13 protein-coding genes and 1 tRNA gene are annotated in these 13264 nt (G+C 61.8%); 5 read left to right on the top strand and 9 right to left on the bottom strand.

All coding sequences use genetic code 11. The annotated features are described in order from the left end of the window. Positions 1 to 2385, top strand: coding sequence for a response regulator (locus tag FW789_RS02500; RefSeq protein ID WP_446430834.1), 2385 nt, complete (start codon positions 1 to 3; stop codon positions 2383 to 2385). 96 nt (positions 2386 to 2481) lie between these two features. Here the strand turns inward: FW789_RS02500 and FW789_RS02495 are convergent. Beyond that, positions 2482 to 2556, bottom strand: a tRNA-Gln gene (locus FW789_RS02495). A 268-nt stretch (positions 2557 to 2824) separates the two neighbouring features. Here FW789_RS02495 and FW789_RS02490 point away from each other — a divergent pair. Beyond that, positions 2825 to 3067 (top strand): DUF465 domain-containing protein, encoded by a 243-nt coding sequence (locus FW789_RS02490; RefSeq protein ID WP_101320974.1) that lies wholly within the window; start codon positions 2825 to 2827, stop codon positions 3065 to 3067. 176 nt (positions 3068 to 3243) lie between these two features. Beyond that, positions 3244 to 4323 carry a cell division protein ZapE gene (gene zapE, locus FW789_RS02485; protein ID WP_207073031.1) on the top strand — a complete coding sequence of 360 codons (1080 nt, stop codon included), beginning with the start codon at positions 3244 to 3246 and terminating at the stop codon, positions 4321 to 4323. Here zapE and FW789_RS02480 read toward each other — a convergent pair. Further along, a complete protein-coding gene (locus FW789_RS02480; RefSeq protein ID WP_411562840.1) occupies positions 4320 to 6209 on the bottom strand; it encodes a propionyl-CoA synthetase in 1890 nt (629 codons plus the stop codon). The two genes, zapE and FW789_RS02480, sit on opposite strands and share 4 nt — an antisense overlap. A gap of 200 nt (positions 6210 to 6409) precedes the next feature. Between FW789_RS02480 and FW789_RS02475 the strand changes: the two genes are divergently transcribed. Then, a complete protein-coding gene (locus FW789_RS02475; protein WP_446430833.1) occupies positions 6410 to 7276 on the top strand; it encodes a LysR family transcriptional regulator in 867 nt (288 codons plus the stop codon). Here the strand turns inward: FW789_RS02475 and FW789_RS02470 are convergent. From FW789_RS02470 to FW789_RS02450, 5 genes are all read right to left on the bottom strand, one after another. Next, the gene (locus FW789_RS02470; protein WP_446430832.1) at positions 7250 to 8407 is read right to left on the bottom strand and encodes an HPP family protein; all 1158 of its coding nucleotides are present in this window, start codon (positions 8405 to 8407) and stop codon (positions 7250 to 7252) included. The genes FW789_RS02475 and FW789_RS02470 overlap by 27 nt on opposite strands. Positions 8408 to 8540: 133 nt before the next feature. Further along, positions 8541 to 9860 (bottom strand): sensor histidine kinase, encoded by a 1320-nt coding sequence (locus FW789_RS02465; RefSeq protein ID WP_186699370.1) that lies wholly within the window; start codon positions 9858 to 9860, stop codon positions 8541 to 8543. Then, a complete protein-coding gene (locus tag FW789_RS02460) occupies positions 9857 to 10525 on the bottom strand; it encodes a response regulator transcription factor (protein ID WP_101320987.1) in 669 nt (222 codons plus the stop codon). The genes FW789_RS02465 and FW789_RS02460 overlap by 4 nt, the downstream gene beginning before the upstream one ends. Then, positions 10526 to 10840, bottom strand: coding sequence for a PepSY domain-containing protein (locus FW789_RS02455; RefSeq protein ID WP_103437941.1), 315 nt, complete (start codon positions 10838 to 10840; stop codon positions 10526 to 10528). After that, the gene (locus tag FW789_RS02450) at positions 10840 to 11145 is read right to left on the bottom strand and encodes a PepSY domain-containing protein (protein ID WP_103437942.1); all 306 of its coding nucleotides are present in this window, start codon (positions 11143 to 11145) and stop codon (positions 10840 to 10842) included. Before FW789_RS02450 ends, FW789_RS02455 begins: the two co-directional genes overlap by 1 nt. A 225-nt stretch (positions 11146 to 11370) precedes the next feature. Here FW789_RS02450 and queD point away from each other — a divergent pair, with 225 nt between their 5' ends. Continuing rightward, a complete protein-coding gene (gene queD / locus FW789_RS02445; RefSeq protein WP_101320994.1) occupies positions 11371 to 11727 on the top strand; it encodes a 6-carboxytetrahydropterin synthase QueD in 357 nt (118 codons plus the stop codon). A 6-nt stretch (positions 11728 to 11733) separates the two neighbouring features. Here queD and FW789_RS02440 read toward each other — a convergent pair whose 3' ends face one another. After that, positions 11734 to 12501: a hypothetical protein gene (locus FW789_RS02440; RefSeq protein ID WP_446430831.1), complete on the bottom strand. Its 768-nt coding sequence runs from the start codon at positions 12499 to 12501 to the stop codon at positions 11734 to 11736. A gap of 67 nt (positions 12502 to 12568) precedes the next feature. Further along, positions 12569 to 13036 (bottom strand): DUF1289 domain-containing protein, encoded by a 468-nt coding sequence (locus FW789_RS02435; protein WP_103437944.1) that lies wholly within the window; start codon positions 13034 to 13036, stop codon positions 12569 to 12571. Between the last annotated feature and the right edge of the window lie 228 nt (positions 13037 to 13264).

The raw sequence follows: 13264 nt of genomic DNA, 5'->3' as shown, positions 1-13264 counted from the left end.
ATGTTGTCAGGCCCGCTCAAGCTACTGATGGTCGAAGACAGTTCGATGGATGCCGAGCTGACCTTGTTGCGCCTGGAGCGCAGCGGGTTGCAGATCGAGTCGCAACTGGTGTTCGACCATATTGGCGTCGAGCATGCGCTGCACCACGGCCGTTTTGACCTGATCCTGTGTGACTGCGTGTTGCCTGGCTCGTCCGGCATCGAGGTGCTGGCGATTGCTCAGCGGCTGGCGCCAGATGTGCCGTTCATCTTTCTTTCAGGCATTTATGGTGAAGAGCACGCGGTGGAGATGATCCGCCTTGGCGCCACCGACTATGTCCTGAAGAAGAACCTGCCGCTGCTGCCCAAGGCCGTGCGCCGGGCGCTGACCGAAGTGCAGGAGCGCCATCGCCGTCGCCGCGCCGAGGAAGCGCTGGCCGAGCTTGAGGCGCGCGCCCGGTTTGCCATCGATGCTGCGGGCATGGGTACCTGGGACTATCGCCCGCAGGAAGATCTGCTGCTCTGGGATGACCGCTGCAAGACCTTGTTTGGCCTGCCTGTCGACACTCAGATGTCGTTGGATGTGTTCTACGCAGGTATCTATCCCGAAGACGTCGCGCTGGTTCGTGACGCTGTCGAGCAGGTCATGCAGCCCCAGGCAGGCGGTCACTACCGGGTCGAGTTTCGTATCAATCAGCCTGACGGCCTCGAGCCGCGCTGGTTGCTCTCGAGCGGCCAGACCCAATTCGTCGACGGCCGCTGCCTGCGCTTTTCCGGCGTATTGCAGGACATTCATGAACAACGCCAGGCGACCACGGCGCTCAAGCAGCTCAACGAGATGCTCGGCGAGCGGGTCGAGCGGCGTACCCGGGAGCGCGATCGCTCATGGGAATTGTCCCAGGACTTGCTGGCGGTACTGAACAGAGACCTGACCCCGGTCGCGCTCAACCCAGCCTGGGAAGTCAGCCTGGGCATCTCGCGTGAACGCCTGAGCCAGACCACCCTGCTGCAGCTGCTACCCGAGCCGGATCAGGAAGCCTTTCTCGCTGAGCTGGCAGCGCTCGGCCAGGGCCGCACCAGTGCCCGCTTTGTAGGGCGCATTCAACATGCCAGCGGCCAACAGCGCTGGTTGTCGTGGGTGATCGTGCCCGAGGACACCCTGCTCTATGTGGTCGCCCGTGATATCACCAGCGAGCGCGAATCGTCGATGGGCCTGGCCGAGGCCAACATGCGCCTGCGCGAGCAGATCGATGAGCGCGAGCGTATCGAAGCGGCGCTGCAGCAGATGCAGCGGCTGGAGGCAGTCGGCCAACTGACCGCCGGTGTCGCGCACGACTTCAACAACTTGCTGACGGTGATTCTGACCGGCGCGAGTTTCCTTGAGCGTGACCTGCAGAAAGAGAATTACGACAAGGCCCGCAGCCGCCTCAAGCACATCCGCGAGGCTGGCGAGCGCGGTGCCAAGTTGACCTCACAGTTGCTGGCCTTCTCCCGGCGCCAGCGGCTCGAGCCTGTGCCGCTGAACCTCAACCAGACCCTCACCGGCCTGGAAGAACTGCTGCGACGCACCTTGGGCGGCAATGTCTCGGTACGCCTGGATCTGGATGCCAGCCTGTGGCAGGCACTGACTGACCCGACCCAGACCGAGATGATCATTCTCAACCTGGCGATCAACGCCCGCGACGCCATGGCCGATGGCGGCCAGCTGATTCTGTCGACGCGCAATACGTTGATCACAGAACGCGCCCAGCGACCGGAAGACCCGGAGCCTGGCGAGTACGTGATGCTGTCGATTCGCGATACCGGTTGCGGCATGAGTGAAGAGGTAGTCGGCAAGGTATTCGAGCCATTCTTCACCACCAAGGACATCGGTAAAGGCTCGGGCCTTGGCCTGGCCCAGGTGTTCGGCTTCGCCAAGCAATCGGGTGGCGGCGTGTCTATCGATACTGCGCCTGACCAGGGTACCTTGGTGTCGGTCTACCTGCCTGCGGTCAAGCAGCCTGTAGCCGTCGAAGCACCCGCGGCGCCTGCGGCGCCAGCCCTCTCGGCAGAAGGCCGTGATCGCACCGTGCTGTTGGTGGACGATGATCACCTGGTTCGCGACATGATCGGCGAGCTGCTGCGCTCGCACGGTTACCAGGTACGCCAGGCGCACGGTGGCGAGCATGCCCTGTGCTTGCTCGATGAACACGTCGATGTGCTGCTGACTGACTTTGCCATGCCCGAATTCAACGGCGCGCAGCTCGCGTTGGCGGCGCGTGAACGCTTCCCGCAATTGCCGGTGGTGATTCTCACGGGCTATGCCGAACTGCAAGGCTTCGAGCTAAGCGACAGTGTGGTCATTCAGAAACCGGTACAGGATCAGCTGCTGGCGAAGACCCTGGACGATTTGCTGGGCGCGGCCTGAGCACTGCGCTCAGCCGTTGCTCAGCAACTGCAATACGGATGGGGAGCGTTGGCTGGATTGCCCGGGAATAGAGAGAGGGTAAAGCGAGGAAAATAATGGCAGGGGCGGCTGGATTCGAACCAACGCATGGCAGGATCAAAACCTGCTGCCTTACCGCTTGGCGACGCCCCTGTATCTGATGCAACGAGTGCAATGCACTGTCGCTCTAACAATTCCCGTGGCTGACAACATGAGTTGTTGTCGGGGAATGCGCGGCACTTTAACAACAATCCTTGATCATGAAAACCCCTCTTTTAAAAAAAATCTCAAAAAAACAGCAAGTTAGTTAGAAACCAGTCGCGGTGCGACCGCCTGTCGGCAAAGCTCGCCCAGCTAAAAACCAAATCAGCGCAGCCCCGCTCAATAGTCAGGTAATCCCAGCGCTAACAAGGAGGGCGTCATGCCAGTTTCCCATGATCTGTACCAAGACCTGCACTACCCACGCGAAATCGTTCAGCAGCGCCGCCAGCAGGATCAGACCCTTGATCGCCTGCTCGACGAGTACGTCGATATCGACAACCAGGTGCTGGCTGCCGAGGCCATCTCGGCGGGCTATACCAGCGATGATGACCTGCACCGCCTCAAGGAACGTCGCTTGTCGATCAAGTATATGATCGACCGTCAGCTCAAGCGCGAGGACTGAGGTTGTTCATTTGGCAGTGGCGCATGACTACTGCCAGCGGGCACTGACCGGTCGGTAGTCGCCCACAATCGCCTTGCGACCCGCCGGGATGATTGCCTGCCAGCGGTGCTTGCGGTGAAAATGGTCGCTCACTGGAGGGCACCAACCGCCCTGCCCCGCCTGCGAGGACCACCCGCTTGTCTGCCTGGATTTCCACGCCGCTTCGCCACTTGCGCCGCCGCTCGCGTACCGATGCGCAAGGCGATTGCCAGCTGTTGAGCTACTTCGAGGACAAGGCCAGGCAGCGCGGCTATAGCTTGAGCGAAGGCCAATGCCGGGTTATCGAGCGCATGACGCAACAGTTTGCCGCGCTGGCTGATGGCCAGGCGCGCAGCTTGTATCTGTATGGATCGGTTGGCCGCGGCAAGAGCTGGCTACTCGATGGCTTTTACCAGGCGCTGGAGGTGGAGGCCAAGCTGCGCCTGCACTTCCACGATTTCTTCGCTCGTCTGCATCAGGGCATGCACCGCCATCGCGGCGCCGACAATGCCATGGCGGCGACCCTGGATGAACTGATTGGCGACTGCCAGGTGCTGTGCTTCGACGAGTTCCATGTGCACGACATCGGCGATGCGATGCTGCTCACCCGGCTTTTCAGCGCGCTGTTCGAGCGCAATGTATTTGTCGTCCTGACCTCCAACTATGCCCCCGAAGGCCTGCTGCCCAACCCCCTTTACCATGAGCGGTTTTTGCCAGTGATCCGCCTGATCAACAGCCGCATGTTGGTGATGGAAGTGGGCGGCGACATCGACTTTCGCAGCCTGCCGGCCAACCGCGCGCACCAGCGTTTTACCCAGGGCCACTACGTATGGCCCGGCACAGCTGAGCAACGCCTGGCCCTGGCGCTGCCTGAAACCCAGCCGCTGACCCTGGACATCAACCATCGCCCGCTGCGCGCTCTGGCCAGCCAGGATCGACAGGTGCACTTCAGCTTTGTCGATCTGTGCGAGCAGGCCACGGCAGTGGCGGATTATCTGGAGCTGGCCAGCCGTTACGATCGCTGGATCATCGACGACCTGGAAGACCTGGCCGAATGTTCGCTCGCAGCGCAGCAACGCTTCGTCAACCTGGTCGATGTGCTGTACGACCAAGACTGCGAGCTGGTGCTGATTGGCCGCTATCCGCTCGAGCAGAGCCTGGGTGGCGCCATTGCCGACCTGATGCGCAGCCGCAGCCGTCTCGGCCAGCTGCATCAGATCGGCACGACTGTGCTTTAACCTGCTCGGGGCAGATCGGCCAGCACCGCTTCGATTTCGCCAAGCACAGCCGGGTCATCCAGCGTTGACGGTGGTACATAGGCCTGACCGTCAGCGATCTTGCGCAGCACCGCGCGCAGAATCTTGCCGGAGCGTGTCTTGGGCAAGCGCTTGACCAACCGCACCCGGTTGAAGCATGCCAGCGCACCGATCTGCTCACGCACACTGGCAACCAGTTCAGCCTGCAATTTTTGCTCGGCTAGCTCTTCGCCGTCCTTGAGTACCACCAACGCCAGCGGCACCTGGCCCTTGATGTCGTCGTGCACACCGATCACCGCGCACTCGGCAACCGCCGCATGGCGGGCGACCAGATCTTCCATTTCGCCGGTAGACAACCGATGCCCGGAGACGTTGATGACGTCATCGGTGCGACCCATGATGTAGACGAAGCCGTCATCGTCCAGGTAGCCGCCGTCACCGGTATGGTAGTAGCCCGGATAGGTGTGCAGATACGCCTGTAGATAGCGCTGATGATCACCCCACAGCGTCTGGCTGCAGCCCGGCGGCAACGGCAGGGCGATGACGATCGCGCCCTGTTGATTCGGCCCGAGCAAATGGCCGTCGTCGTCCAGCACCTGCACGTGGTAGCCCGGTACTGCGCGGTTGCTCGACCCCGGGCGCGCCGCACTGCCTTCGAGGCCGACACAGGGGGCGGTCACCGGCCAGCCGGTTTCGGTCTGCCACCAATGGTCATGCACCGGCTTGCCTGTGACCTGCTCCAGCCATTGATGGGTGCTTGAATCAAGCTTTTCCCCGGCCAGGAACAACTGGCGCAGGGAGCTCAGGTCATACCCGGCGAGCAGTTCGCCATGGGGGTCTTCCTTGCGGATCGCGCGCATCGCCGTCGGCGCGCAGAACAAGGCATTCACCTGATACTGCTCGACCACCCGCCAGTACGCGGCGGCGTCCGGGGTGCGGATCGGCTTGCCTTCATAGAATACCGTGGTGCAACCAGTCATCAGCGGCCCGTAGACGATCAGCGAGTGACCGACCACCCAGCCCACATCGGAAATCCCCCACCAGACATCGCCCGCCTGCATACCATAGATATGGCGCATGGTGTAGCTCAAGGCGACCGCGTTGCCGCCGTTTTCGCGGACGATGCCCTTGGGTTTGCCGGTGGTGCCGGAGGTGTACATGATATATAGCGGGTCGGTTGCACTGAGCTCGACCGGCGCCACAGGCTGCGCGTTGACCAGCGCCTGTTGCCAGTCCAGGTCACGCCCAGGCTGCAGCGCGGCCTTGGCCTGTGGCCGCTGCTGCACCAGCACGTGGCGGGGCTGATGGCTGGCCAGTTGCAGGGCGCGGTCGATCAGCGGCTTGTATTCGATGACCCGATCAAACTCCAGCCCGCAGGAGGCCGTGAGCACCAGCGTCGGCTTGGCGTCATCGATACGCAGGGCCAGCTCGTTGGCGGCAAAACCGCCGAACACCACCGAGTGCACTGCGCCAATCCGCGCGCAGGCGAGCATGGCCATGGCCGCCTGCGGCACCATCGGCATGTAGATGACGACACCGTCGCCCTTGCGCACGCCCAACTCGCGCAGCAGCCCGGCCAGCCGCGCCACCTCATCGCGCAACTCACGGTAGCTGAAGCGCTGCTGGGTGGCGGTTACCGGCGAATCGTAGATCAACGCGGTCTGCTCGCCACGGCCTTGTTCGATCTGGTAATCCAGGGCTAGGTAGCAGCTGTTCAGGCGCCCGTCGGCAAACCAGCAATGGCTGCCGTCGGTGTTGTTGATCAGGGTCTGGCGCGGCTTGTGGTACCAGGCCAGCTGGTCGGCCTGCTCGGCCCAGAAGGCCACAGGGTCGGAAATGGAACGGGCGTAGCTGTGCTGGTAGGTCATGTCAGTCGCAACCCGATACTTGTTGTTATTGAAGGGCGAGCCTGCAGTATGGACCTGCCTGACGCCCCTGCCATGGGACTAAAGTCCATAACCGACCTGCAAATTCGCAGCAGCAGGCTCTATCAAGGCGGCGCTTTTGATGCGCGCCAAGCAGCGAGCAAGGCTCTAGAATAGCCATCACCTTGATCAATGAGCACAGCATGGATATCGAACAGGCACGCACCTTTCTGGAGATTGTGCGCTGCGGCAGCCTGGTCGCCGCCGCCGAGGGCCTGTGCGTGTCGCAGACGGCAATCACCGCAAGGGTGCAGCGTCTTGAGCAGCAGCTAGGTTGCCAGCTGTTTGTCCGCAGCCGCAGCGGCGCCAGCCTGACCGCAGACGGTGAAGCCTTCGTCACCTACGCCCACCAACTGGTGGAAACCTGGGAGGCCGCCCGCCGTGACCTGCCGCTGCCGCAGGGTTGTCAGCAGCTGCTGCACCTGGGCGGCGAAACCAGCCTGGGCAACCCGCTGCTGCTCGACTGGGTCAGTGCGCTGTACCGCGAGATGCCCAGCCATGCCATCCGCAGCGAGGTCAGCGACGGCGAATCGTTGCTGCGCAAGGTCGAGCGCGGCTTGCTCAATGCTGCGCTGGTCTATCAGCCCATCTACGGGCCTGGCCTGCAGGTGGAGCAGTTGATGGAAGAAAAACTGGTGCGCATCCGCCACGTAGAACGGCCAGAGCCGTATGTGTATATCGACTGGGGCGAGACGTTTCGCCGCCAGCACGATGCCGCCCTGCCCGACTGCGCCCGCCCAGCGCTGAGCTTCAACCTCGGCCCGCTGGCCTTGCAGTTCATTCTCGAGCACGGTGGCAGCGGTTATTTCCGTACACGGGTGGTGCAGGCTTATCTGGACAGCGGCGTGTTCGAGCGGGTGCCGCAAGCGCCGGAATTTACCTACCCGACTTTTCTGGTGTACACCCGCAAGCACGACAGCGCCGCCTTGCAGCAGGCCTTCGGCGTGCTGCGCCGGCAAGTCGCTGCGGGCGTCAGTGACTGGTCACAACGCTGGGACCCGCTCATCTGAAGCACGCGTGCTGTGGTTGAGCAACTGCCGCTTGAGACCGGCAATCAGGTCGGTCTGGGTGATCACCCCGACCAGCTTGCCGTCATCGAGTACCGGCAGGCAGTGCAAGCCTTGCTCGCACAGCAATGGCAGCAGGCGCTCCAGCGGGTGCTGGCTGCTGACACTGATCACCCGTCGGCTCATCACCTGCTCCAGCACCACCGGCCTGCGCCGCCACAGCCCACGCCAGCTGAACCGCGCCCGCGCCATGGCCGCCGTCAGCACATCACTGAGGCTGACGATGCCGACCAGGCGTCCCTCCGCCAGTACTGGCAGCGTCTTCAGGTGGTGGCTGGCGAGCATCTGCCAGGCTTGCTCCAGCGTGGTCTGCGGGCTGGCAAACTGCACATCGCGGGACATCACCGAAGCCGCGGTGATACCGCCTAGACTGCGCTGCAAGGCATGCTGTTCAGTGGCCAGAAGAATACGCTCAAGCTCGTCACGGCTGACGTCAACGTACTCGCCGATGTCTTCCAGGGCCTGATCAAGATCGTCACTGCTAAAACCCACCCGGGCGCTGGGCACCGGGTCGTGGGTGTGGTGCAGATCCTTGCGCGGCAAGCCAGGCTTGGGATAGCGCACGCCGGTCAGGCGGTTGTAGACCACCGCCACTGCGACCAGCACCAGCGCATTGAGCATGATTGGCTCGAGCAGATGATCGCCCATGGCGACCAGCCCGGAATCGGCCAGTACCGCGCTGACCGCTACTCCGCCGCCCGGCGGGTGCAGGCAGCGCAGCAGACACATGACCAACAACGACAAGCCCAGTGCAGCGCCAGCCACCCACAGCTCGCTGCCCAGGTGCTGGCGCATGACCAAGCCGATTACGCCCGCCAGCGCGTAGCTGCCCAGCACCGACCACGGCTGCGCCAGCGGCCCGGCGTGCACGGCGAAAACCAGCACGGCTGTTGCCGCCAGAGGGCCAAGCAAATGCAGCGCAATGGAGGGACCATAGGCCAGGCTGCACAGCCAACCTGCGAGGCACAGGCCGAGCAAGGCACCGACGCCTGCGCGCAGCCATTCTTTGGGAGGAATATTGAGGGGCGCCGGAATCAGGCGCTGCAACAGGGGTTCGGGACGCAAGGCAGACATCGGCAGAACGTGCTCTTCAACTTGGCTGGGATGAGCCATTTCAGAGCAAGAGTGTGCCGCGCGCACTATTGTGGGGCAAATTCAAAATAATGCGGTTTGGGCTCAATAATTTTGCAGCATCGGCGTAGGCCGTTCAGCGGCCTTTGCCGGGCAGCTCGATGCTCACTCGCAGGCCGCCTTGAGGGCTTTCCTGCAGGGCGATAGTGCCGCCCCAGGCGTCAATGATATCGCGCACGATACCCAGGCCCAGGCCGTGGCCGTTGACCTGTTCGTCCAGCCGCGAACCTCGCTCGAGCACGTGCACGCGTTTTTCCTCTGGAATGCCCGGGCCGTCATCATCCACCCATAACTGATAACCGGTGGCGCTCGTGGCGATACCCAGGCGAACTTCACTGTCAGCCCATTTGCAGGCATTGTCGAGCAGGTTGCCGAGCAGCTCGAGCAGGTCTTCACGGTCCCACGGCAGCAGCAGCCCGGCGGGCGTGTCGCGCTCCAGCAGCAGACCTTCACCATGAATCATGCCCAAGGTTGCCAGCAGGCTTGGCAGCTCCGCATCGCAATCAAACTGCGCGCCGGGCAAAGCATCGCCCGCCAACCGCGCACGGTTGAGTTCACGTTCCAGGCGCTGCTGGATCTGTTCGAGCTGCTCGCGCATTTGCATGCGTACGTCAGGCAAATCGCGCAAGCGCTCGCTGGAGGCCAGGCTGAGCAGAACCGCCATCGGCGTTTTCAACGCATGGCCGAGATTGCCCAGCGCGTTGCGCGAGCGGCGCAGGCTATCTTCAGTGTGGGCCAGCAAATGGTTGACTTGATCGACCAGCGGCTGCAGCTCGCTGGGTACTTCGGCATCCAGCTGTGAGCGCTGGCCTTGCTGCAGCTGCGCGATCTGCTGGCGGGCTCGCTCCAATGGCCGGAGCGAGCGGGTAACAGTGATGCGCTGCAATACCAGCACCAGCACCAGGGCGACCAGGCCCATGCCCAGGCCGATCTGCTGCATGCGCTGAAAGCCCTGGCGTATTGGTGAATAATCCTGCGCGACGCTGATCGAGATGTCCTGACCCAGGCGTCGATAGTCAGCACGCAGGGCCAGCAATTGTTGGCCCTCAGGACCTAATACATGGGTATCTTCGAGCCCCGGCTTGGCCGGCTTGGGCATGTCCAGGTCCCACAACGAGCGAGAACGCCAGCTGCCCTGCTCGAAATCGATGCGAAAGTAATACCCGGAAAACGGCCTTTGGTACGCCGCCGAGATGCGCCGCTCATCCAGCTGCAAACCGTCCGGGCCGCGCCCCAGCGCCACCAGCAGGTTCTCGCTTTCCTTGCGCAAACCGACTTCGAGGTAACGCTGCAGGCCAGCCTCGAACAGCCACAGGGTCAACTGCGCAAAGCCCAGCCCGATCACTACCAATACGGCGATAAGGCCAACACTCAAGCGTGCCTGGATCGACTTCACGGCGTGCTGCCGGCGTAGACGTAACCTTGCCCGCGACGGGTTTCGATGACGCTGCGGCCGAGTTTACGCCGCAGGTGATTGACGTGCACCTCAAGCACGTTGGAGTCGCGCTCGGTTTCGCCGTCATACAGGTGCTCGGCCAGATGCCCCTTGGACAGCACCTGGCCAGGATGCAGCATGAAATAGCGCAGCAGGCGAAACTCCGCCGCGGTCAGTTGCACATCGACACCCTCGCGGCTGACACACTGGCGGCTTTCGTCCAAATGCAGGCCGGCTGCTTCAAGCTTGGGCTGATTGGCCAGGCCGCGCGCGCGGCGCAGCAGTGCCTGAATGCGCAGTTGCAGCTCTTCAGGGTGGAACGGCTTGCTCAGGTAGTCGTCGGCGCCGGCCTTCAAGCCTTCGATGCGCTCGGCCCACGAGCCGCGCGCCGTCAGGATCAGCACTGGCGTGGCCAACCCGCCTGCACGCCACTGGGCGAGGACTTCCAATCCCGGCAAGCCGGGCAAGCCAAGGTCGAGAATGATCAGATCGTAGGGCTCGCTCTGGCCTTGATAGACCGCATCACGGCCGTCGGCCAGCCAGTCGACGGCATAGCCCTGACGCTGCAGGCCGGCAGTCAGCTCATCGGCCAGCGGCACGTTATCCTCGACCAGCAACAGGCGCATTCAGTCGTCCTCCTCGTCTTTGAGCAGCACACCGCTGCGGGCATCCAGCTTGATTTCGCGCACCACCCCTTCAAGGGTCAGCAGCTCGACCTCGTATTCATAGCGGCCATGTTTTTCTTCAAGCTCTGCCTCAAGCAAACGTGCCCCGGGATAACGCCCCAGGGCAGAGTCGAGCAGATGCTCAAGCGGCAGGATGATGCCCTTTTGCCGCAGCGCGAGGGCTTCATCCTGGTCAAGATCACGCGCCAGCGCCAGTGAACACACGGCCATCAGGGCCAGCGCCAGGTAGCGCGGCTTGCGCGATAGCGGGCTCATTATTTGTCTTGGGCGTTTTTCAGTATTTCGCCGGTCTTGGCATCCAGATCAACGTCCCACTCAACGTTCTGCGCATCGCGCAGTTCGACCTTGAGGATGTAGCGGCCGTATTCGTTTTCAAGCTCGGAATCGGTGATGGTTGAACCAGGATGCTTGGCCTTTGCAGTCTCGGCCAGTTTCTGCAATGGCTGCACGGTGCCGGCTTTTTCCAGGGCGCTGATTTCATGCGCCGGCACGTCGGCCAGGGCAGCGGTGGCAGCTACAGACAGGGCAGCAGCAGTGAACAGGGCAGTCAAAGTCTTCATGAGTATCTCTCCATCGGAATGTACAAGTTGTCTACGGGGTTAAGATTAACCACGGCTCCTTAAGCCAACCTGAAATTGCTCGCGGGCATGATAGCGCATGCCTTGAGCACTGTTGCAGTAGGTGCGCAAGCGCCACCGGGCAGCTGACCACACAGGCACAACCACTCACTGCGGCCATGCTGGTAGAATCGCCGCCATTCTCGCTTGCAACAGAGTTACTACCCCGTGGAAATTTTCAAAGAGTTCACCTTCGAATCGGCCCATCGCCTGCCCAATGTCGCGCCTGGTCATAAATGCGGCCGCTTGCACGGCCACTCGTTCAAGGTTGCCCTGCACCTGACCGGCCCGCTTGACCCGCATACCGGCTGGATCCGCGACTTCTCCGAAATCAAGGCGATTTTCAAGCCGATCTACGAGCAGCTCGACCACAACTACCTGAACGACATTCCTGGCCTGGAAAACCCCACCAGCGAAGTGATCGCGGTATGGATCTGGCAGCAGGTGAAACCGCTGCTGCCAGAACTGTCCAAGGTGCGTATTCACGAAACCTGCACCAGCGGCTGCGAGTACAGCGGCGCGTAGGCGGTTTCAGCCTATCGAGGGGTTCGGGTGCGGCGGCACGCATGGGTTGTCGATACACATCAGCAACACACCCGGCCTGCCGCGGCCTGTATTCAGATACCCTTGCCCATTCTCTACCAGTCGGCGCACCTTGACAGCTTCAAGGCCGCCATAGAGAGACAGGTTCAGGTGCAGGCCGCCCTCCACCAAGTGTTCCGGATTCAGGCCTGCGATGTGCCAGAGCGGCGTCTTCAAGCCCTTTCTGAGTTTGTAGAGCGGCAAGTCGAGATCAATCTGTGTGTCTATCGGCAGTCTTACCGCCAACGCTACACCGACCGGATCGTGCAGGGTTATTACCCCTTCTTTATCGATCAGGCTGCCAGCTTTGGCGGCTGCAGGGTAAAAACCCAGATAGCCGCTTCTGCTCACGTCCAACCAGTAGTTGAGCCTGGGATACTGGTCGCTGTTGCGGCCAGTATAGGCCGGGCGGATCTCGTAGACGTAGCCCAGCGCATGGCGATAGGTGCCGAACCAGAAGGTATCGACACTGAGCGATTGTCGTGAATCTTCGCCCTGCCATTCGTCCGGCGGAAATGAATCTGGCCGTGTTTCGTCATAATTGCGGCTCGCTATCAACCAGCCACTGTCGCTATTCCAGCCATCGAATTCGGTCCAGAGCGGCCGAGACAGGTCGTCGCCGTCCTCCCATACCGCAGGGGTCGAAACATAATCTGCAAGTTGCCAGCGGCAGCGGGCGGTAAAACTCAGTTCAGGCATGAATACAAGGCTGCTCATCACGTCACTCCAGCTTGAAGGAGCGATGAACGCTAAGGACTGCTGGCGCCGCGCGGCAGCTGGAAGGCTACCCCAGCACGTCCTTGAGAAACGACGGTGCGATGTAGCGCTGGTAATGTGCTTCGGACAACAGGAAGAACTCCCGGTCGATGGCGTCGCGCAACTGTGGCAGATCCCAGCCACGAAACTCAGGCAATAGCGCCATGCCATAGGCCTCAAGGTCACGGATCATCCGCGCGCCCCTGGCAATCAATTGATAGGCCCAGCAGTACTCTGACTGCTGCACCACAAAACGGATCGAGCGCTGCTCCAGTTGTTGGCGCAGGCAGTCCTTGTCGAACACTTCCAGCTTGGCCATCATCACCTGCACCAGCAACTGCTCCAAGCGTAGCCATACCGCGAGCTTGGCCTCTTCACTGTAGCCGTTCCAGTGGATCACTTCATGATGAAAGCGCTTGCAGCCGCGGCATACAAGATCGCCGTAGACGGTCGAGCAGAGCCCGACGCACGGGGTTTTGATGGACTGATTGGACATGAACAGACAACAGCTTGGCGGTGGCACACGCTCCCATGTTAGCCCTTTGTCTAACCAGGGTCACTTGTTAAAGTCGCATCCCGCGCCTTACTTTTGTTCAGTTTTTGCCGTAGAATCAACCGGCCTTTTCAAGGCAACAATGTCCGTTGGAAGCTGTTTTCAAAGCGTCACGAAGCACAGTTAATCCGGTAGAACGGTGTTGGCCGGACCATGCAGCCCTCGCATGCT

It is taken from the genome of Pseudomonas sp. 1121_17, assembly GCF_052850745.1.
Note: the sequence above shows the minus strand (reverse complement) of the source record. Positions and strands in the feature narration are given on the sequence as shown.

Coding starts and splice junctions, on each gene's coding strand:
- FW789_RS02500 (WP_446430834.1), top strand. CDS start 1: ATGTTGTCAGGCCCGCTCAAGCTACTGATGGTCGAAGACAGTTCGATG.
- FW789_RS02490 (WP_101320974.1), top strand. CDS start 2,825: ATGCCAGTTTCCCATGATCTGTACCAAGACCTGCACTACCCACGCGAA.
- FW789_RS02480 (WP_411562840.1), bottom strand. CDS start 6,209: ATGACCTACCAGCACAGCTACGCCCGTTCCATTTCCGACCCTGTGGCC.
- FW789_RS02475 (WP_446430833.1), top strand. CDS start 6,410: ATGGATATCGAACAGGCACGCACCTTTCTGGAGATTGTGCGCTGCGGC.
- FW789_RS02470 (WP_446430832.1), bottom strand. CDS start 8,407: ATGTCTGCCTTGCGTCCCGAACCCCTGTTGCAGCGCCTGATTCCGGCG.
- FW789_RS02460 (WP_101320987.1), bottom strand. CDS start 10,525: ATGCGCCTGTTGCTGGTCGAGGATAACGTGCCGCTGGCCGATGAGCTG.
- FW789_RS02455 (WP_103437941.1), bottom strand. CDS start 10,840: ATGAGCCCGCTATCGCGCAAGCCGCGCTACCTGGCGCTGGCCCTGATG.
- FW789_RS02450 (WP_103437942.1), bottom strand. CDS start 11,145: ATGAAGACTTTGACTGCCCTGTTCACTGCTGCTGCCCTGTCTGTAGCT.
- FW789_RS02440 (WP_446430831.1), bottom strand. CDS start 12,501: ATGAGCAGCCTTGTATTCATGCCTGAACTGAGTTTTACCGCCCGCTGC.
- FW789_RS02435 (WP_103437944.1), bottom strand. CDS start 13,036: ATGTCCAATCAGTCCATCAAAACCCCGTGCGTCGGGCTCTGCTCGACC.